17 protein-coding genes are annotated in these 19,483 nt (G+C 72.8%); 6 read left to right on the top strand and 11 right to left on the bottom strand.

Annotated elements, in window-relative coordinates:
- Nucleotides 1-15 precede the first annotated feature (15 nt).
- Complete coding sequence (locus ACIQVL_RS29225; protein WP_403425856.1) at nt 16-1,242, top strand: cytochrome P450; 1,227 nt, start codon at nt 16-18, stop codon at nt 1,240-1,242.
- On the opposite strand, the gene ACIQVL_RS29220 is transcribed toward ACIQVL_RS29225, so the two are convergent.
- Together ACIQVL_RS29220 and ACIQVL_RS29215 are read right to left on the bottom strand one after the other, a co-directional pair.
- Complete coding sequence (locus tag ACIQVL_RS29220; protein WP_403425858.1) at nt 1,239-2,402, bottom strand: NAD-dependent formate dehydrogenase; 1,164 nt, start codon at nt 2,400-2,402, stop codon at nt 1,239-1,241. The two genes, ACIQVL_RS29225 and ACIQVL_RS29220, sit on opposite strands and share 4 nt — an antisense overlap.
- Nucleotides 2,403-2,506: 104 nt before the next feature.
- Nucleotides 2,507-3,442, bottom strand: coding sequence for a LysR family transcriptional regulator (locus tag ACIQVL_RS29215; RefSeq protein WP_403476787.1), 936 nt, complete (start codon nt 3,440-3,442; stop codon nt 2,507-2,509).
- Nucleotides 3,443-3,592: 150 nt separating this feature from the next.
- On the opposite strand from ACIQVL_RS29215, the gene ACIQVL_RS29210 reads away from it, so the two are divergent.
- On the top strand, nt 3,593-4,582 hold the full coding sequence (locus tag ACIQVL_RS29210; RefSeq protein ID WP_403425861.1) for an aldo/keto reductase: 990 nt from the start codon (nt 3,593-3,595) through the stop codon (nt 4,580-4,582).
- Between the two features lie 95 nt (nt 4,583-4,677).
- On the top strand, nt 4,678-5,841 hold the full coding sequence (locus ACIQVL_RS29205) for a PP2C family protein-serine/threonine phosphatase (protein ID WP_403425863.1): 1,164 nt from the start codon (nt 4,678-4,680) through the stop codon (nt 5,839-5,841).
- A gap of 75 nt (nt 5,842-5,916) precedes the next feature.
- Here the strand turns inward: ACIQVL_RS29205 and ACIQVL_RS29200 are convergent, their stop codons facing one another.
- Nucleotides 5,917-7,584 carry a carboxylesterase/lipase family protein gene (locus tag ACIQVL_RS29200; RefSeq protein ID WP_403476786.1) on the bottom strand — a complete coding sequence of 556 codons (1,668 nt, stop codon included), beginning with the start codon at nt 7,582-7,584 and terminating at the stop codon, nt 5,917-5,919.
- Nucleotides 7,585-7,817: 233 nt separating this feature from the next.
- Here ACIQVL_RS29200 and ACIQVL_RS29195 point away from each other — a divergent pair, with 233 nt between their 5' ends.
- Nucleotides 7,818-8,603, top strand: coding sequence for an NPP1 family protein (locus ACIQVL_RS29195; RefSeq protein ID WP_403425866.1), 786 nt, complete (start codon nt 7,818-7,820; stop codon nt 8,601-8,603).
- Nucleotides 8,604-8,673: 70 nt separating this feature from the next.
- Here ACIQVL_RS29195 and ACIQVL_RS29190 read toward each other — a convergent pair whose 3' ends face one another.
- The 3 genes from ACIQVL_RS29190 to ACIQVL_RS29180 form a co-directional block, all read right to left on the bottom strand.
- Entirely contained in the window at nt 8,674-9,489 is an 816-nt protein-coding gene (locus ACIQVL_RS29190) for an SAM-dependent methyltransferase (RefSeq protein WP_351960557.1), read from the bottom strand.
- Between the two features lie 133 nt (nt 9,490-9,622).
- Nucleotides 9,623-9,859 (bottom strand): DUF397 domain-containing protein, encoded by a 237-nt coding sequence (locus ACIQVL_RS29185; RefSeq protein ID WP_177233215.1) that lies wholly within the window; start codon nt 9,857-9,859, stop codon nt 9,623-9,625.
- Between the two features lies 1 nt (nt 9,860).
- On the bottom strand, nt 9,861-10,736 hold the full coding sequence (locus tag ACIQVL_RS29180; protein WP_403425868.1) for a helix-turn-helix domain-containing protein: 876 nt from the start codon (nt 10,734-10,736) through the stop codon (nt 9,861-9,863).
- 327 nt (nt 10,737-11,063) lie between these two features.
- Here ACIQVL_RS29180 and ACIQVL_RS29175 point away from each other — a divergent pair, with 327 nt between their 5' ends.
- On the top strand, nt 11,064-11,741 hold the full coding sequence (locus tag ACIQVL_RS29175; RefSeq protein ID WP_403425870.1) for an ATP-binding protein: 678 nt from the start codon (nt 11,064-11,066) through the stop codon (nt 11,739-11,741).
- Between the two features lie 152 nt (nt 11,742-11,893).
- Here ACIQVL_RS29175 and ACIQVL_RS29170 read toward each other — a convergent pair whose 3' ends face one another.
- From ACIQVL_RS29170 to ACIQVL_RS29155, 4 genes are all read right to left on the bottom strand, one after another.
- Nucleotides 11,894-12,145: a hypothetical protein gene (locus ACIQVL_RS29170; RefSeq protein WP_403425872.1), complete on the bottom strand. Its 252-nt coding sequence runs from the start codon at nt 12,143-12,145 to the stop codon at nt 11,894-11,896.
- A 27-nt stretch (nt 12,146-12,172) separates the two neighbouring features.
- The gene (locus tag ACIQVL_RS29165) at nt 12,173-14,308 is read right to left on the bottom strand and encodes a hypothetical protein (protein WP_403476785.1); all 2,136 of its coding nucleotides are present in this window, start codon (nt 14,306-14,308) and stop codon (nt 12,173-12,175) included.
- Nucleotides 14,309-14,410: 102 nt separating this feature from the next.
- On the bottom strand, nt 14,411-14,869 hold the full coding sequence (locus ACIQVL_RS29160; protein ID WP_403425875.1) for a flavodoxin family protein: 459 nt from the start codon (nt 14,867-14,869) through the stop codon (nt 14,411-14,413).
- Between the two features lie 54 nt (nt 14,870-14,923).
- Nucleotides 14,924-16,240: a lipase family protein gene (locus ACIQVL_RS29155; protein ID WP_403476784.1), complete on the bottom strand. Its 1,317-nt coding sequence runs from the start codon at nt 16,238-16,240 to the stop codon at nt 14,924-14,926.
- Nucleotides 16,241-16,491: 251 nt separating this feature from the next.
- Here ACIQVL_RS29155 and ACIQVL_RS29150 point away from each other — a divergent pair, with 251 nt between their 5' ends.
- A complete protein-coding gene (locus ACIQVL_RS29150) occupies nt 16,492-17,112 on the top strand; it encodes a lipoprotein (protein WP_403476783.1) in 621 nt (206 codons plus the stop codon).
- Nucleotides 17,113-17,116: 4 nt separating this feature from the next.
- Here the strand turns inward: ACIQVL_RS29150 and ACIQVL_RS29145 are convergent, their stop codons facing one another.
- The gene (locus ACIQVL_RS29145; RefSeq protein WP_403476832.1) at nt 17,117-19,108 is read right to left on the bottom strand and encodes a DUF1996 domain-containing protein; all 1,992 of its coding nucleotides are present in this window, start codon (nt 19,106-19,108) and stop codon (nt 17,117-17,119) included.
- Nucleotides 19,109-19,483 lie beyond the last annotated feature (375 nt).

Raw genomic sequence — 19,483 nt, 5'->3', positions numbered from 1 at the left:
GGGAGGCATGCCACGATGACGACCGGTACCGAAGAAACCCGGATCGCCCTCGACCCCTTCGTCACGGACCTCGAAGGCGAGAGCGCTCGGCTGCGCGCCGCCGGTCCGCTCGCCGCCGTGGAACTGCCCGGCGGAGTCCCCGTGTGGGCCGTCACGCACCACGCCGAGGCGAAGGCGCTGCTCACCGACCCCCGCCTGGTCAAGGACATCAACGTGTGGGGGGCCTGGCAGCGCGGGGAGATCGCGCCGGACTGGCCGCTGATCGGCCTGGCCAACCCCGGCCGCTCGATGCTGACCGTGGACGGCGCCGACCACCGCAGGATGCGCACGCTGGTCGCGCAGGCGCTCACCCCGCGCCGGGTGGAGCAGATGCGGGAGCGGATCCAGAAGCTCACCCAGGACCTGCTCGACGGCCTCCCGGCGGACCAGGAGACTGTCGACCTCAAGGCGGCCTTCGCCTACCCGCTGCCGATGTACGTCGTCGCCGACCTGATGGGCATCGACGAGGCCGAACTGCCGCGCCTGAAGGTGCTGTTCGAGAAGTTCTTCTCCACCCAGACCCCGCCCGCGGAGGTCATCGCGACCCTCACCGAGCTGGCCGGGATCATGGCGGCGACGGTCGCCGCCAAGCGGGAGGAGCCCGGCGACGACCTCACCAGCGCGCTGATCCTGGCCTCCGAGGACGGCGACCACCTCACCGACCAGGAGATCGTCTCCACCCTGCAGCTGATGGTGGCGGCCGGGCACGAGACGACGATCTCCCTGATCGTGAACGCGGTGGTCAACCTCTCCACCCACCCCGACCAGCGGGCCAGGGTGCTCTCCGGCGAGGTGGACTGGCCGGCGGTGGTCGAGGAGACCCTGCGCTGGTCCACCCCGACCTCGCATGTCCTGATCCGGTTCGCCACCGAGGACGTGCCGGTCGGCGACAAGGTGCTCCCGGCGGGCGACGCGCTCATCGTGTCGTACGCCGCGATAGGCCGCGACGAGAACGCGCACGGGCCGAGCGCCGGGGAGTTCGACGTCACCCGCGAGTCGCCGAACCGGCACATCTCCTTCGGGCACGGCCCGCACGTCTGCCCGGGTGCCGCGCTCTCCCGGCTGGAAGCGGGCGTGGCGCTGCCCGCGCTGTACGACCGCTTCCCCGGCCTGGACCTGGCGGTGCCGGCGTCCGAGCTGCGCAACAAGCCGGTGGTCACCCAGAACGACCTCTTCGAGCTGCCGGTCCGGCTGAACCCCTAGCGGGTGTGCACGGAGTACGACTTGGCTCCGGTGCCGGCCAGTTTCCCGCCGTCGACGATCAGGTACTCGTCACGGACGGGCCGGCCGGCCAGCCAGTTCTCCAGGATCTCCCGGGTGCCGGCGGCGTAGCGGGCCTGGGCGGAGAGACTGGAGCCGGAGATGTGCGGGGTCATCCCCTGGTGCGGCATGGTGCGCCAGGGGTGGTCGGCGGGCGCGGGCTGCGGGTACCAGACGTCGCCCGCGTACCCGGCCAGCTGCCCGCTGCGCAGCGCCCGGTCGACGGCGTCCCGGTCGACGATCAGGGCCCGCGCGGTGTTGATGAGGTAGGCGCCGCGCTTCATGGTGCCGAGCAGCTCGTCGCCGAACAGGCCCTCGGTCTCCGGGTGCAGGGGCGCGTTGACGGTGACGACGTCGCAGTGCGGGGCCATGGCGGCCGCGCTCTCGTGGAAGGTCAGGTTCAGCTCGCGCTCGACGGACTCGGGCAGCCGGGTGCGGTCGGTGTAGTGCAGCTTGACGTCGAAGGGCGCCAGGCGGCGCAGCACCGCGGTGCCGATCCGGCCCGCGGCGACGGTCCCGACGTGCATGCCCTCCAGGTCGTAGGACCGGCTCACGCAGTCGGCGATGTTCCAGCCGCCGTCGAGCACCACCTGGTGCGAGGGCAGGTAGTTGCGGACCAGGCCGAGGATCATCATCACCACGTGCTCGGCGACGCTGATGCTGTTGCAGTACGTCACCTCGGCGACCGTCACCCCGTGCGCGATGGCGGCGTCGAGGTCGACGTGGTCGGAGCCGATGCCGGCGGTGACGGCGAGCTTCAGGTTCTTCGCGGCGGCGATGCGCTCGGGGGTCAGGTACGCCGGCCAGAACGGCTGCGAGATCACGACGTCGGCGTCGGCCAGCTCACGGTCGAAGACCGAGCCCGCGCCGTCCTTGTCGGAGGTGACGACGAGGGTGTGGCCGGCCTGCTCCAGGAAGGAGCGCAGGCCGAGTTCGCCGGAGACGCTGCCCAGCAGGTGGCCGGGGGTGAAGTCGACGGCCTCGGGCGTGGGGGTGGTCTGGCCGCCCGGGTAGTGGTCGATGACGGGGATGTCGTCGCGGGCGTAGGTCTTCGGGTATCCGTCGGTCGGGTCGTCGTACAGGACGCAGAGCACCTTGGCCATGACGGCAGCTCCTCAACTCCGTTGCGGATGGTGCGTTCCACGATCCTCGGAGGTAAGTGCGCAGGTCAAAGCGAACGTCACTATCCGGTGATAGGCCGCGCCTATCACCGGTCGGCGCCGTCCAGGACGGCGTGCAGGCGGCTGTCGAGGGCGTCCCTGAGACCGGCCTCCCGGGCGACCTTCACCAGGGCCTGGGCGAGCACGGACTGGGGCTCGCTGCGGGCGACGACGAGTCCGACCCGGGGGCCGTGGGCGGGGCCCTCCAGCGGGACCACACGCATGCCCTCCGGGACGCCGAACATGTGCAGCCACGCGTGCGAGATCACGCTGGACCAGCGGCCGCCGGGAAGGTGGGCGTAGAGGCCGGCCACGCTGTCGGACTCGACGGCCGGGACGGGGGCGGCGCCGTCGGCGGCGAAGCAGTCGTCGATGATCCGCCGGTTGCGCATCCGCGGCCCGAGCAGGCACAGCGGGAGGGCGGCGGCCTGCGACCAGGTGGCCGTGGCCGCGCCGCCGAGGGGGCCGGTGAGCGGGGTGAGCAGGACGTAGCGCTCCTCGTAGAGCGGGAAGCGGCGGACCTGGCGCAGTTCGTCGTCGTCCAGGTAGGTCATGGCCGCGTCCAGTTCGAACCCGGCGAGGCCGCGCCGGATGTCGGCGGAGGACAGTGACTCCATGGCCACCCGGGCGTGCGGATGCCGGTCGCAGAAGGGGCCGGTGAGGAGGGAGGCGACCGGGACGGCGGTGGGGACGATGCCGAGGCGCAGGGTGCCGCTGAGGCCGTCGCGCAGCGCCGACAGCTCCTGGCGGAGCGCGTCGCCCTCGGCGAGGATGCGGTGCGCCCAGGCCAGTACGACCTCGCCCTCGGGGGTCAGGCCCTCGTAGCGGCGGCCCCGGCGCACGATCGGTACGTCGAGTTCGTGTTCGAGTCGCCGTATCGCGGCGGACAGGGAAGGCTGCGAGACGTGGCAGGCGGCGGCCGCCCGGGCGAAGTGCCGCTCGCGGGCGAGCGCGACGAGGTATTCGAGCTGGCGCAGCAGCATGCGGCCTCCGCGGGCGGTCCCGGCGACGGGTGAGGGATACGGGCTCCGGGTCCAGGTGTACCCGATCGGCGGTCGCCCGTTTGACTTCGAGTGCTCTTGAAGTCGTAGCGTCCATCAGGAAACGCGTCAGCGGGAAAGGCTGGGATTCACATGCGACAGCGCAATCTGCGGGATCTTCAGGTGAGCAGCATCGGCCTCGGGTGCATGGGCATGTCCGCCTTCTACGGCACCGCGGACGAGGGCGAGGGCGTGCGGACCATCCACCGCGCGCGGGAGCTCGGGGTGACCTTCCTCGACACCGCGCAGCTCTACGGACCGCTCACCAACGAGTCGCTGGTCGGCGAGGCGGTCCGGGGGCACCGGGACGCGTACGTGATCGCCACGAAGTTCAACTACCGGATGGACCATGCCGTCCCCGGTGACATGAGCAGCATCGGCCCGCAGGACGGCTCGGCCGAGCACGTCCGCAGCTCGATCCACGGCTCGCTGCAGCGTCTGGGCACCGACTACATCGACCTGTACTACCAGCACCGCGTCGACCCGAACGTGCCGATCGAGGAGACCGTGGGCGCGCTGGCCGAGCTGGTCGCCGAGGGCAAGGTGCGGCACATCGGGCTGAGCGAGGCGAGCGCGGAGACGATCCGGCGGGCCAACGCCGTGCACCCGATCGCGGCCGTGCAGACCGAGTACTCGCTGTGGAGCCGGGACCCGGAGGACGAGGTGCTGCCCGCCTGCCGGGAGCTGGGCATCGGGTTCGTCCCGTACTCGCCGCTGGGCCGCGGCTTCCTCGCCGGCCGGTTCTCCTCCCCCGAGGACCTCGACGCGAACGACTGGCGCCGCACCGGTCCCCGCTTCACCGGCGACAACCTGGAGGCGAACCTGCGGCTGGCCGCCAAGGTGCAGGAGATCGCCGCCGAGAAGGAGGTGACCCCGGCCCAGCTGGCCCTCGCCTGGGTGCTCGCCCAGGGCGAGGACATCGTCCCGATCCCGGGCACCAAGCGTGTCACCTACCTGGAGCAGAACGCGGGCGCGGTCGACGTCGAGCTGACCAAGGACGACCTGGCCCGGATCGAGGCCGAGGTGCCGCGGGCGGCCGGCGAGCGCTACGACGAGGCCGGGATGCGGTCCGTGAACCTCTAGGGAGCCGTGAACCTCCCCGGGGTGCCGTGCGGCGCCGCCGGGGAGGCGCCCGGCTCGCGGTGGCCGGTCCCCAGGCGGTGGCGCAGGCTGGTGGCATGGGCAAGCTGCAGGGCTGTGTGACGGGACTGCGGCGGTCGTGGCAGTCGTCGCACGCACTGCTGCTGCTCCCGGTCCTGCTCATCCTGGTGATCACGGTGGCGGACCTGCGTACGCCCGAGAACATCCATCTGGGACCCGCCCTGGTCATCGCCCCGGCGCTCACCCCGTCCTTCGCGGGCCCCCGGTCCACCGCGCTGATCGGGGCGATCGCGGTGGTCGCCCAGGTGGTGATCGCCGTGTTCCACGGCGGGCTGACCACCGCGAACCACATCGTGCAGATCGTCACCCTGACGGTACTCTCCGTGATGGTGGTGGTGTATAGTGCGGTCCGTGAGCGGCGCCGCGCCCAGCTGGCCCAGGTGCGCACGGTCGCCGAGGCCGCACAGCACGTCCTGATGTGGCCGCTGCCCGAGCACATCGGCCCGCTGCGGATCGCCTCGCTGTACCTGGCCGCCGAGGACGAGGCGCAGATCGGCGGCGACCTGTACGCGGCCACCCGCTGCGACGACGAGGTCCGGGTCCTGATCGGCGACGTACGGGGCAAGGGCCTGTCGGCGATCGGCGAGGCGGCCCTGCTGCTCGGCGCGTTCCGGGAGTCCGCCCACCGGCACGTCGGCCTGCCGGACCTCGCCGTCGCCCTGGACCAGAGCGTGCAGCGGTACGCCGCGGACCTGGAGCCGCCGGAGGAGGCGGGCGAGCGGTTCGCCACCGCGCTGCTGGTCGAGATCCCCGACGCGGACCCGGTCACCCGGATGACCAGCTCCGGCCATCCGCCGCCGCTGCTGCTCAGCCCGGGGCACGCGGTCACCGTGCCGAGCCTGCACCCGTCGCCGCCGCTCGGTGTGCCCGAGTCGGGCGGCGGCTCCGAGCACACCCTGGACGTGTTCTCCTTCGAGCCCGGTGACACCCTGCTGCTCTACACCGACGGTGTCGTGGAGGCCCGGGACGCGCAGGGCCGCTTCTACCCGCTCGCCGAGCGGGTCGCCCAGTGGACGGACGCCTCCCCGGAGGCGCTGATGCACCACATCCGGCGCGACCTGCTGGCGCACGCGGGCGGCCACCTCGGCGACGACGCGGCCCTGATCGCCCTGCACCGCACCCCGACCGTGCACCACCGTCACCACCACGGCGTCCTCGGCCACGGCTCCGCACGGTCCTGAGCGGTCGCGCCATCCCCCGTGCCCCTCTGGGGCGCCGCGCAACCGCCGGACCTCGCCGCACCCGCTCGGCGGGCCTCAGAACTCCGTGGTCTGCGACTCCAGGTACGTCTTCAGGAAGGCGAGCTTCGCGTCGCTGTCGGCCACCGCGATCGGGCCGGAGTTCGCGCCGAGCTCCATGGTCCGCGGGGTGTCGGTGGCGAGGGCGGGCCAGTTGGTCAGTGAGCCTCCGTTCGGGTCGCCGGTGGCGGCGAAACGGGCGACGTAGGAGGCGGTGGTGTCGGCGGTGTCGTAGTCCTTGGAGGTCCAGGGGCGGTCGGTGTTGTAGAGGTAGCCGAGCAGGTAGTAGACGTCGGAGCCCTCGAAGGCGCCGGTCGCGGCGGTGCCGATGACCGGGTTGGTGTCGTCGTAGCCGGGCGGGACGCGGGTCCAGAAGTAGGTGTGGACGGCGCTGGAGTTCGCGGCCGTGTCCTTGAACTGGGTCGCCCACAGGAAGGCGGAGACGCGTTCCTCGTCCCGGGCGTAGGCGCTGAACTGCCGGGCGGCCGCCGTGTCGCCGTCCGCCGGGTAGAGGTCCAGGAAGGTGTCCGCAAGCCCCAGCGGGCCGAACTCCGCGCGGGCGTAGGCCTGGAACGCGTCGAGGGTCAGTTTCAGGTCGGGCGAGGCGCCGTTCGCGTCCTTGCAGACGCCGGTCAGGACGGGCACGTCGGTCTCGGCGCGGGCTTCGAGGACGGCGGTGTAGGTGTCGGGCAGGACGTGCCCGTCGAGGACGTGACCGAAGTCGGCGGCGGTGTCGGCGACGGCGCCGCCGACGATGTCGTCGGCGTCCAGCGCGCGCAGGCCCGCGAGATCGGCCGCTCCCAGCCGGGCCGCGAAGTCGGTGCCGTCGGCCTCGGCGGCGGCGAGGGTCCGGTAGCGGCCGGTGTCCCGGGCGAGCGCCGGGTCCTTGGTGTACCGGACGCCCGAGGAGAGCAGGGCGCGGTGGTAGAGGCCCCTGGCCTGCCGGGACGCGAGCAGGATGTGCACGATGGACGCGCCCTGGGACCAGCCCGCCAGCGTGACCCGGTCCGGGTCGCCGCCGAACCCGGCGATGTTGCGCCGGACCCATTCCAGCGCCGCGACGACGTCCAGGATGCCCCAGTTGCCGGAGCCGCCGTACGCGGATTCCGCGGTCAGCTCGGGGTGGGCGAGACCGCCGAGCGGGCCGACACGGTGGTCGAGGGTGACGACGACCACGCCCTTGGACGCGAGCAGCGAGCCGTTGTAGATCTCCTGGCCCGACCACAGGGCCTGCTCGCCGCCGTACAGCCAGACCAGGACGGGGCTGCTGTTTCCCGAACCGGCGGCCGCCGTCCAGATGTTGAGGTTCAGGCAGTCCTCGCCGAGTTCGGGCACCTGGTCGGCGGGGACGCCCGTGACCGGCTGCGGGCAGGCGGGGCCCCAGGAGTCGGCGGCGCGGACCCCGTCCCAGGAGGGGGCCGGCTGCGGCGGCCGCCAGCGGTTGGCACCGGCGGTGGTGGCGGCGTACGGGATGCCCTTGTAGACGGTGACGCCGCGCAGGCCGCCCTGGACTCCGGTGACCTGGCCGGACTCGGTGGAGATCACGGTGACGGCGGCGGTCTTCGCCTCGGCCGGTGTGGCCTGCGTGCCGAGCAGTCCGGCCGCGGTGGCGGCGCCGAGGAAGCCGCGCCGGCTCAGCCGGTTCGGCCGGTTCAACGAGGCGGAAGGCATGTCTGTGTCGCTCACGGGGTCTGCCTCTCGGGGCGGTGGGGGGGGAGGAACCGACGAGCAGCCTGGCCTCGGGCACGCCCGGCGGCAACCGCATCCGGGGGACTCACAGCAGGTCAACAGCGTCTGACAGCAACCGAGTTGGGCGATCTGTTCAATTGTCTTTGGGTCAAAGTTAAGTCGTAAGGGTGGTCTTCGGCAGGAGCTGACTGCGAGACTCCGCTTCGCCTTTCACCGACAGGGAGTCCCCCATGACCGCACTGCAATCCCCCACCCGCAGACGGCCGCTCCGCAAGGCCCTCGCCGCCGCGCTCGGCGCGCTCGCGCTGGTCGTCGCCGTGCCCGCCACCGCGCACGCCGACGTCCTGACGCTGCTGCCGCAGAACGCCGACGGTCTGGAGCAGACGTTCTCCCCTGCCTACGACTACGACGGCGACGGCTGCTACGCCACCGCGGCCATCGGCGCCGACGGGACCATCAACCCCGGTCTCTCGCTCGGCGGCGACGTCAACGGCCACTGCCACGACTACGCGCAGCTCGCCAACGCCAACACCTACTCGCGCGAGAAGTGCAACAACGGCTGGTGCGCGGTGATGTACGCCAGCTACTTCGAGAAGGACCAGGCGACGTACGGGCCACTGGCCATCGGGCACCGGCACGACTGGGAACACGTCATCGTGTGGATCCAGAACAACCAGGTGCAGTACGTCTCGGTGTCCCAGCACAGCAGTTACCAGGTGGCGGCCGCCTCGGCGATCCGGTTCGACGGCACCCACCCGAAGATCGTGTACCACAAGGACGGCCTGTCCACCCACGACTTCCGGTTCGCCAACACCAACGACGACCCGCCGGAGAACGTGACCGGCGGCTGGTTCTTCCCGCGCCTGGTGGGCTGGGACGGCTACCCGGCGGGCTACCGCGACAAGCTGATGAACGCGGACTTCGGCGACGCCACCATCAAGATCAAGGACGGCTCGTTCAACGCCAACCTGGGGTACTCCATGCCGTCCGGGATCTCGTTCGACCCGAACGCCTGAGCCGGCCGCTCCCCGTGGACGACCGTGCCGGGGCCGGGAAGGTGAGCCCGGCCCCGGCACGGAACCCGTGCTACGGCTTGCGGGCGACCGCTCCGTACATCGCGATGTCCTCGTCGCGGATGCCCTGCTCGCCGGTGCCGTCCGGGTGCCACTTGTGCACCTGGACGATGCCCGGCTCCACCAGCTCCAGGCCCTCGAAGAACTCGTGGGCCTCGTCGATGGTGCGCAGCCGCATCGGCATGTTGCGGGCCGCGTACTCGCGGGCGACCCGGCCCACCTCGTCGGGCGCGAACTCGGCGGTGCCGATGGACATCGCCAGGTAGCTGCCGGACGGCAGCGGTTCGAGCAGCCGCCGTACGACACCCACCGCGTCGTCCGCGTCGAGCATGAAGTGGACGATGGCGATCACGGTGAGGGCGACCGGCTTGTCCAGGTCGAGGGTCTCGCGCAGTTCCGGTGCCTCGTAGAGGTCCGTCAGGTCGCGGAAGTCGGCCTCGATGTACGCCGTCCGGCCCTCCGGCGTGCTGGAGAGCAGACCCTGGGACAGGGTGAGGACGATGGGGTCGTTGTCCACGTAGACGACCCGGGAGTCCGGGGAGACCGCCTGGGCAATCTCGTGGAGGTTCGGGGAGGTGGGGATGCCGGTCCCGACGTCCAGGAACTGGCGCATCCCCGCCTCCTCGGCGAGCCAGCGCACGGCGCGGTTCATCCAGTCGCGGTTGGCGCGCATGTGGATCGGGAGCGCGGGCCACTCCCGGGACATCGCGTCGCCCGCCTCCTGGTCGGCGGGGTAGTAGTCCTTGCCGCCCAGGATGTAGTCGTAGATCCGTGCGGAGTGCGCGTTCTCGGTGTCGATGCGGTCGGCCGGCCATCCGTTGTCGGGCAACGCCGTGTCTCCCATTCAGGTGAGGGATGCGGGGGTGTTCGGGGGCTGCGCGGTGGTGCGTCGGGGGTGGGGGGTCGGGGGTGGGGGGTTGGTTGAACGATCAGCTATAGCAAGGTGGTTCCGGGAAATCCGATCACATCAGGAAGTCGGCGTCACCCGCCTTCACACCGGACAGGAAACTCGTCATCTCACGGGGTGTGAAGACCAGCGCCGGTCCGTCGGGGTCGGTCGACTGGCGTACCGCGACCCGGCCGTCGGCGAGCTTCTTCACTTCGACGCAGGCGCCGCCGGCGTCGTCGCTCCACGGCTTGGACCAGCCGCGCGCGCCGAGTTGCCGGGACGGGATGCCGTTGCGTATGGGGTGGTGCACGTCAGAGCTCCTTGCGAATCGCACCGAGGAGAGCCTCGGTCTTTCTGGCGGGCGTTGCCTGCGCGCCCAGCCGGTCCAGGGCCTCGCGATAGACCACGACGTCGTCGTTCTTGTCCAGGTAGACAGCGCCCACCAGGCCGTTGAGATAGACGATGTCGGGCAGCTCGGGGGCCTTGAACCGGAAGAGGTGGTACGCGCCCGCGCGCATGGCGGGGTGCGGGCCGTTGGCGAACGGCATGATCTGCAAGGTGACGTGGGGGAGCCGGTTGATCTCGATCAGGTGGTCGACCTGGGCGCGCATGACCTCGGACCCGCCGACCGGCCAGCGCAGCACGGTCTCGTCCATCACCACCCACAGCCGCGGCGGGGCCGGCCGGGTGATCAGCTCCTGGCGGCGCATGCGCAGCGCCACCATGCGCTCGGTCGCCTCGCTCGGCGCGTGCGGGTTGCCGGCGCCGAGCAGGGCGGCGGCGTAGTCGCGGGTCTGCAACAGGCCGTGCACGAACTGGTTCTCGTAGGCACGGATCTGCAACGCCGCCTGTTCCAGGCTGAGATAGGCGGCGAACCAGTCCGGCATCACGTCGCGGTAGGTGTGCCACCAGCCGCGCTTGTTGGCCTCGCGCACCGACTGCAGGAAGGTGTCGACCTCCTGGCGGTCCGTCACGCCGTAGACCTGCAGGAGTTTCTCGGCGTCGGCCAGCCGGAGCCGGGCCACCTTGGCGGCCTCCATCCGGCGGATCGTGGAGTGGCTGACCCCGATCGCGGCGGCCGCCTGCTCGTAGGTCAGCCCGGCCCGGGTCCGCATCTCCTCCAGCTGCCGGCCGAGGATCATGCGCAGGACGGAAGGGGCTCCGCCCCAGTCGGTCTCCGAGGTCACGCCGTACCCCCTCACACCAGGTTCCAGGGTCACCGTCTCACGTGGTCGTGATCGTTCACGTACGGGTTCGATCACTTCCTGCCGGGAGCAGCATGCACTTCGCTTCTTGCAATTTTCAACTTGCCGGTTGCGAGGCGATGTTGGCAGATGCCAGAGTGGAGGTACTGCTCCGGCCGACCAAGGAGCAGGCGAAGCAGTCCAGTTGGGGGAAACTGAGCTGCGGCCCGGAGCCGCCCAGGCGCGGGTCGTCGTCTGCCCCCGAGCGGCCCGGGACGGACGCGACCGATCAGCCCCCACGCTGCGAAGCCGGACGAAAGGCGCACGGCGATGGCCCCGCCCTCTCTCCCCCAGCCGCTCGACCGACTGCCCGAGGACCACATACCCGGCCTGCCCCGGCCGGCCCTGGCGGCCGCCGCCGAGGGCCCGTACCGCCCGTCCGACGCGACGGGCGTCCCCAGACCACCCGGAGGCGAACGCCTCGGTCGACTCCCTGGGCCGCAAGGCCTCGACCGGTTCGCCTCCGGGGACCGTCCCGCCCCGCGCAGCCGGGTCTTCGACCTGGCGCCGACGCCACGCGCGGTGGGCAACGCCCGCCGGAGCGTGGGCGAGCTGCTCGGCTCGTGGGACGTGTGCGAGGAGGCCCTCGACAACGCGGTCCTGGTGACCTCGGAACTGGTCACCAACGCGATCGTGCACTCGGCCGGCCGGCGGATCGTCTGCCGGGTGCACGCCGGCGCCGACCGGATCCGCATCGAGGTCGAGGACCAGAACAACGGGGGCATCACGCTCCCGGCGCCCCGGCGGGCCAAGCCCGACGAGCAGAACGGGCGCGGCCTGTTCCTCGTCGACGCGCTCAGTCTCGACTGGGGCGTCACGGCCGCGCCGGAAGGGCGGCCCGCCGCCCGCGTCGTCTGGGCCGAGCTGTCGACGGCACCGGACGCACCGCTCACCACCCCCCACGCCTCAGGAGGCCCCCCGACCCATGGACCGTCCCCCCACTCCTGAACCCGCCGCCGACCCCTCCTGGACCCGCACCCGCCCCAAACCCGGCCCGGAACAACCCCACACCGCTCCGGCCTGCTGAGCCGTCGGCACCGCACCACCGGCCGGGACGCGTCCGTCCCGGCCGCGCCGCTCCGCCGGCCGGGCACCGCCGTTCACTCCGCCGCGTGGGCCAGCAACGCGGTGGCGGCCGCCCGCAGTTGTACCGCCGCGGTCACACAGGCCGTCGCCTGCCGCTCCAGGGCGGCGCGGCTCCACTCCGGGGCCCCGGCGCAGTCGTCCAGCCGCTCGGCGGCGCCCCGCAGCCGCTCGGCGTAGCCGTCCATCCGGTCCGCGTCGGCTCTCAGGCCGTCGACGTACGCGAGGAGTTCCGGGGCGGCGGTGGCGGGACGGGGTTCGGTCACCATGAGGTTCACCTGCACTCGGAGGGACGCCTAGCGCGGCAGCACCGCGCCGGCGCTTCTGTGGGCCACGAACCGGGGGCTGGTCAGGACGAACCCCGGCCGCACGGCGTCGAGTTCGAGGATCTGGAGGTGCCGGGCGAGCGGCCCGTGGGCGCCGTCGAGCCGCAACCGCAGCCGGGGCCTGGCATGGACGCGCGGCCTGCCGCGGGCGCGGACCAGGGTGCGTACGGTGCTCCCGCCCCGGCGCCCGTAGAGCACCCAGTCCGGCTCGGGACAGCGGGCGCCCGGACCCGGCCGGCCCTCCACCGAGACTCCCAGCTCGGGGGCGTGGACGCGCAGTTCCCGCCCCTGCAGCTCGACGTCGGCGCAGCCGCGCACGGCCGGCTGGGCCCACAGCTCCGCGGCCACCGCCCGCGCCTCCTCCGTGCCGACGGCGAGCGCGACCACGTACCGTCCGGTGCGCCGCAGGTCGGCACGGCGCAGCAGGTCCGCGGCGAGGTCGTAGCCGTGCGGCCGCCACAGGTCGTCGACCAGCACCGACAGACCGAGCTCCGTGTAGGGGCCGATGGTGGTGCAGCGGTGCTCGTAGAGGGAGAGCACGGCGAGGGCGCGGCGGCCGAGCCGGGTGGGGACCATCCAGGCGACGTCGGGCAGCAGACTGCGGGCCACGTCGGTGTCGACGGGGAAGCACAGGTGCGCGGCCGAGGAGTCGTAGTAGCGCACCGGCACGTCGACCGGGCCCGCCGAGGTGGCGAGGCCGGTGGTGGGGACCGCCAGGAACGGGTAGCCCTCGGGCGGGCGGCCGCGGTCCCTGAGCCGGTAGACACGGGTGCGTTCGACCGGGCCCCGGTAGGGGGCGAGGGCCCGGTCGACGTCGGACCGGGCCTGCGGGATCACCGTCTCCAGGTCGTCGATGTACACGCGGAGCAGGTGGCAGCGCGGGAACTCGCGGGTGGGGCCGGGGTAGTCGACCCGGTACCGGTTGGGGTGCGGGGCGCCGGGACCGTCCAGGGCCGGGACGATGTCGTGCCGGTTGGTGATGCCGGCCACCCAGGTGCGCGGGTCGGCGGGCCTGCGGTCGTCGGTCTGCGCGCCGACGACGGCCACGTGGGTGACCCGGTAGGCGCGGCAGAACTCGTCGTCCTGCGCGAGGTTCAGCAGCGCGATCCCGCCCTCGCCGTGCCCGACCAGCGCGAGGTCGGCGCCGCGCGGGATGCCGTGGTCCCGGATCGCCAGCAGGATCGAGCGGGTGTACGGCGAGTCGGTCAGGAACAGGTTGCGCCAGGCGCCGGCGAGGTCCTGCGGGGAGTCGTCGCGGGGGCGGCCGGGGGCCGTGCCGGGCGCCTGGACGACGTACCGGAGCACCCCGTCGGGGCCGCGCACCTCCTGGACGAGCACGCGGGCGTCTCCGGCGAGCACGTCGATGTTGCGCAGGAAGCCGAGGAAGGAGCCCTCGGTGGCGAGGGACCCGGTCTCCTGCGCGGACGGTTCGACGGCCTGGGCGCCGCCCGCGCCCCGGTCTGCGCCCGCGAACTGGGAGGCGCCGGAGCCCCGGACCGGGCCGGCGGTCAGCTGCCGGCCCGCGGTCAGCGCCCAGGCGGTCTCGTCGCTCAGCGGGTCCTCGTCCAGCAGGCCCCGGACGGCGAGGAGCTCCGCCAGGATCGGCGCGAGCGCCGACAGCGAGCGCTGGGCGTCCCGGTCCTTGAAGAGGTCCCGCAGCGCGTGGACGGCCGCCTCCGGGTCGCGGTCGTCGCGCACCGCGTCCGCCAGCCGGCGCATGCCCGGGTCGCGCCCGACCTCGGGGTGGTCGAGGAGTACGGCGGCGGTCCTCAGCCGCAGCGCGGTGACCGCCACCAGCGCGGCCAGGCTCGCCCGGCCCAGCGCCTCCCCCGCCGCGCCGAGCAGGTGGCCGACGCCGTCCGGCGCGACGATCGCCGAGCCGCCGAGGCCCTGCCTGTTGGTGAGCGTCCGCAGCAGCGCCCAGCGGGCGGCCAGGCCGGTGCGCGGGCGGCGGCGTGCGGAACCCGTCAGCGCCGGGGCGAACAGGGCGGAGCTGGTCCGTGCGGAGACCTCGCGGATGCCCTCGGCGACGGCCACCACGTCACGGGCGCACTCCCGCAGCATCTCGGCCGCGGGCGGCCCGCAGGCACGGTGCTCCGCTGCCATCCGGCGCTCCCTCGGATCGACGACATGGCCTGCTCCCATCGTGTGCCCTGGCTCCGGGGCCCGCACCTTCGTCCGTCCGGGTGACCGGCGGCGGCGGACGGGTCAGGCCTCGCCGGCGAGGCCGGCGGCGACCGTCGCGCCCAGTTCCCAGCACGCCTCGATGTCGGCCTTGCGGGGCTCTCCGGTCACCGTGACCGGTTCGGCCGCCCGGCGCCAGCCGAGGCCGGTGGTGATGGAGTCGAGGGCACGCAGGGCGCCGGTGACGTCGTTGCCGCCGTGCACGTAGGCGCCGAAGGGGCGGCCGCGGGTCTCGTCCAGGCACGGGTAGTAGACCTGGTCGAAGAAATGCTTGAGGGCGCCGGAGAGGTAGCCGAGGTTGGCCGGGGTGCCGAGGAGGTATCCGTCGGCCGCGAGCACGTCGGTAGCGGTGGCGGACAGCGCCGCCCGGCGCACGACCCGCACGCCCTCGATCTCCGGGGTCGTCGCCCCGGAGACCACGGCCTCGAACATGGCCTGGCAGTGCGGTGAGGGGGTGTGGTGGACGATCAGCAAGGTGGGCACACCGGCACCCTGCCGTGCGCTGCCCGCCGACGGCAAACGGCGGCGGGCAGGGACTCAGGGCTGGACGGGCATGCTCCAGCAGTTGGAGCCGGCCGGTACGCCGGACAGCCGGGCGGTGAGCCAGGCGACGGCGTCGCCCTGGTCGGTGAGCAGGGGTTCGAGATGGTTCAGCAGGGCCCGGCCGGCGGACGGCAGGAGGACCGGCACGTAGGTGACGTCCGCGCCCTCGTCGCACCAGTCCACGGCGAGCTGCCGGGCCTGCGCGTGCGGGACGAGGTCGTCGCTGACGCCGGTGGCCAGCCGTACCGGGCTCGCGGGGGCGGTCCGTCCGATGCGCTGTGCGTCGAGGAAGGCCTGGAGGACGGGCTCCTCGGCGACGACCTCGGAGATGGAACTGCCGTCGTTCGTCCAGGCGGTGCTGTGCTGGGAACCGTAGGCGAGGAGAGCGTCGCCGACGCACATCGTCGACAGGTCGGTGAGGGCGGCCCGGCCCGCCGTGCCGAGGTGGGCGTCGACGATCGGCGCGAGCGCCGGATCGGCCTGCACGAAGCCGTTGACGGCCCAGCCGAGGGCGCCCGCGAGGTCGCTGCCGTCGATGGCCGCGGTGACGGCGGTGAGGTCGGCGGGCGGTGCCCCGGCGTAGGTGCCGGAGAGGGTGATGTCCGGGGCGTAGGCGGGCTGCAGTTCGGCGGCCGCGGCGGTGGCGCCGCCGCCCTGGCTGTAGCCGAACAGGCCCACGCGTGAGGCCGCGGTGACCGAGGCGCCGGGCAGGTTCCGGGCGGCGCGTACGGCGTCCAGGACGGCGTGGGCGCCGTCGAGCCGGTTGACGTAGGTGTGCAGCCGGTCCGTGGCGCCGAGCCCCACGTAGTCGGTGACGACGACCGCGACGCCCTCGGCGAGCAGCCGGTAGATCGACAGGTCCTCGTAACCGACGGACACCGTCTGGCCGTTGAGGATCAGCGGGTACTGCAGGCCCATGGAGGCGGCGCACTGGTCGCCCTGTCCCATGGTGCCGGGGGCCAGCGCGACCAGCGGGCGGGCGCCGGGGCCGAGCCAGGGGAGGGTGGGCTCGATGTAGGCGCCGGTGACGGCGACGGGGTCGCCCGCCGAGTCCGTGGACCTGTACATCAGCCGGGTCGCGGTGCCCGGCAGCGGGCCGGGCAGGCTCGGCAGGCTCAGGGCCAGCGGGAGGGCTTCGGTGCGGACGAGGGCGCCGTCGGCCGTGGGCAGGGTGGCCGGCGGGTCGTAGAAGGCGGGGATGGTGACACCCCTGGAGACCTCCGCCCGGGAGGCCGTGGCCTGCAGGGTCTGGAGACCGAGACAGGCGGCGACGGCGACGGCGGTGGCCAGCAGGCGGACGCGGACAGGCATGGGGAACCTCCTGGACGTGGGAGGTGCGGAGGACGTCCCCGGAGCGGCCGACGGGGCGGGTGCGGTTTACCCGACGGTAACGAGCCGTGCATTACCGGCGGTAGCAGTCGTCAGGTTACGGTTCAGTAATGTGACGGTCAGTCAACGGATGAGTGCACCAGGCGGGTACTGGGCGCGCATTCGTACGATGAGCGGGAGTGGCCGGCGCGGTCGGCAGGGGGAGGCCCGGGGTGGGAACCCTATGGAGGCGCGTGGCGCTGCTCGCGCTGTCGGCGGGGCTGCCGGCGGGGTGCCGGGTGTCGGCACGCTCGGCCGACGTCACGGTGTCGGGGCAGGGTTCGAGCGGGGCGGCCCAGCGCGCGGGCACGGTCGGCACCGCCGGTTCGGCGTGCGCGCTGCCGGTCACGTTCGGCATCGCCACGGGCTGGGCGGCGAAGCCCGTCGACGGGCTCGCCGCGGTCGCGTCGCACGGCGTGGACGGCGACACCATGGACGGCCTGCTGCGGCAGGGCCCGGTGACGCTCGTCTGCGAGCTGGACGCCAGGCCGGCCGGGGTCGTCGGCTTCCTGCGGGTGTGGACCGGGAAGCCGGGCAGCGGCGACGCCCGCGCGGTGCTGCGCGCGTTCGTGGCCGCCGAGGACGGCACCGGCCGGGCGGCGTACCGGAGCTTCACCTCCGGCGGGCTGTCCGGAGTGCGGGTCGACTACGTCCGCACCAGCGAGCTGCTGGGCGGGAGCGCGAAGGAGTCGGCGCTGGCCGTGGTCACCCGGCACGGCCCCGTCGTGCTGCACCTGGGCGGGCTCGACAGCGCGGAGCACGACGAGATGCTCCCCGCGTTCGAGCTCGCCCAGGACACCCTGCGCAGCAGGTGACAGGTCAGAACGAGGACCGCTTGGTGCGCCACAGCAACGCGGCCCCGGAGAGCAGCAGCAGGCCGCCGAAGACGGCCGGCCACAGGTGGGCGCCGGTCTCGGCGAGACCGCCCTGGACGGCCTGGGGCTCGGTCTGCGAACCGGTGGCCGGGGTCTCCTGGCCGGCCGGGGCGGCGACCGCGGTGCCGGTGGGCGAGGCGGCGGCGTTGCCGGTGGGCGACTCGGTGTCGGGGCGCTGTGTCGGTGCGCTGATCACGCCGCCGCCCGACGACTTCGTGGTCGACGTCTTCTTCGGCGACGGAGTCGCGTAGACCCTCGGCAGCCCGGTGCCGCCGGAGCCGGAACCGGAACCAGGGGCGGTGGCGGTCTCCGTGGCCGGGGCGCCGGCCGGGGGCTCGGACGACGGCTGGTCGGACGACGGCTGGTCGGACGACGGCTGCTGGGACGACGGCTGCTCGGTCGCCGGCTCGGACGGCTCGGCGCTCTGCGTCTGGGCCGGCGGCTCCACCGGGCTCGCGGTCTCGCTCGGCGCGGACGGCTCCGCGCTCTGGGACGGCGGCTGCTCGTCGGCGCCCGCGCCGCACGTGCGGCCGGAGTTGATGCAGTCGACCATCTTCCGCATCAGGCTCTCGTCGAAGACGTTGATGAAGTCGCCGTGGTCGGTGACCGGCTTGTGCAGCTGCTCGGGGAACGAGTCCACCGCGAACAGCGGGACCGTACGGCCGCCGTCCTGGAGGCTCGGCGCGGCCACGTCGTAGACGATGCGCTGCACCAGCTGCGGGATGGCCTGGAAACCGGCCGGGCAGCTGCCGTCGGGGCCTTCGAACGCCACGTGGGTGCGGTGGTTGGCGCTGTCGATGTTCCGGCCGTCCCAGCAGCTCTGGAACCGGAACGTGCGCACGACGTCGCTGCCGGAGGGGCAGAGCGGGTACTTGTCCTTGAGCTGCCGGTCCTCGTAACCGGTGCAGCTCCAGGAGGCGTTGGCATTGGTCGGGCCGTTGACGAACGCCTTGGCGTCGCCGGTGATGATGCGCAGCAGCCGCGGCATCTCGGTGACCTTGGAGGTCGGGTTGCCCTCGAAGGTCAGCGTGACCTCCTTCGCGGTGACGATCTGCCCGGCGTTGCCCTCGGTGCCGCCGCCCGGCTTGTCGGCGTCCCGCTCCTGCTTGCCGTTCTGCAGTCGCAGCACGGGCCAGTAGTACGTGGACTTGTCGCCCTGGTCCGCGCAGCTGGTGTCCGCGTTCGCGAGGTCCTGGTCGCTGGCGAAGGCGTTGTTGGACTGGTTGCCGATGTAGTCGTGGAAGTGGTGGGCACCGTTGGAGACGCCGGGTGCGACGATGACGTTGTCCGAGTTGAACAGGCCGTTCGCGTTGACGCCGCAGCTGGAGCCGAAGGTGCCGGTGGAGCCGCCGGACTGCTCGGCCGGGGTGGTGACGTTCGGCTGGACCGAGGTGATGTCCGCGTAGTCGGAGGCGACCGGTCCGTTGCCGCCCTGGCCGCCCGCCCCGGTGCCCTGGCTCGGCGCGGCGCTGCCCTGGCCGCTCTGGCTCGGCGTGGCGCTGCCCTGGGGGGCCGCCGACTGCCCGGCGCCCTGGTTCGAGGAGCGCAGGGTGCAGGCGGCGAGGTCGTCGAGGCCCTGCGGCCGGTCTCCCTCGCGGCCGATGGCGTCGGCGATGCGCTGGAGCGACTCGGACCGCTTCGCCTTCAGCGGGTCGATGATCGTCTGGCCGGCGAAGCCGGGGTTCTCCTCGATCTCGGCCGCGGACTGGGTGAGTTGCTGGTAGGCGGCGGCGACCTGCTGGTCCATCTGGGCGAGTTCACGGTCGACGTCCGCCCGGGCGCCGTCGGGCACCGCCGTCAGCCGGCTGCCGACGTCGGGGCAGTAGATCGTGGGCGCGGACAGCACCTGGCCGGTGGCGACCTGCCCCTGGCCGTCACCGTTCTCGGTGGCCGAGGCATAGACGTTCACCGCGACCAGTCCTCCGCCGCCGAGCATCAGGGCGACCGCTGCGAAGGTCGCGCGTTGTGCGCCGGTCGGGCGTCTGCGCCTGTTGCGTCTCAAGGTCGTTCCCCTGCATGTCGTGGGCGGCCGGGCATGGAAATCCCCGGCCCTATACGGCCCGCGGCGCCGCCGTGTTCAACAGTCCCGGGAATTCACGGTGACCTCACAGAAAGCGGGCGCCCCGGAAGCGGGGGAACGCGACCCACGGCAACGCTCCGGTGACCCTGCGAATGCACTGGATGCGCGCGAAATGCCGTTCCGTACGGTCGAGTTCCGAACGCTACGACGAACATCACAAATACGTATCGGACATTAGCCACTTCAACCTTCACACGAGTGACACAAGTTGGCTAAGTTGACGGGCAAGCC

The organism is Streptomyces sp. NPDC090499 (assembly GCF_044769305.1).
Taxonomy (GTDB): domain Bacteria; phylum Actinomycetota; class Actinomycetes; order Streptomycetales; family Streptomycetaceae; genus Streptomyces.
Note: the sequence above shows the minus strand (reverse complement) of the source record. Positions and strands in the feature narration are given on the sequence as shown.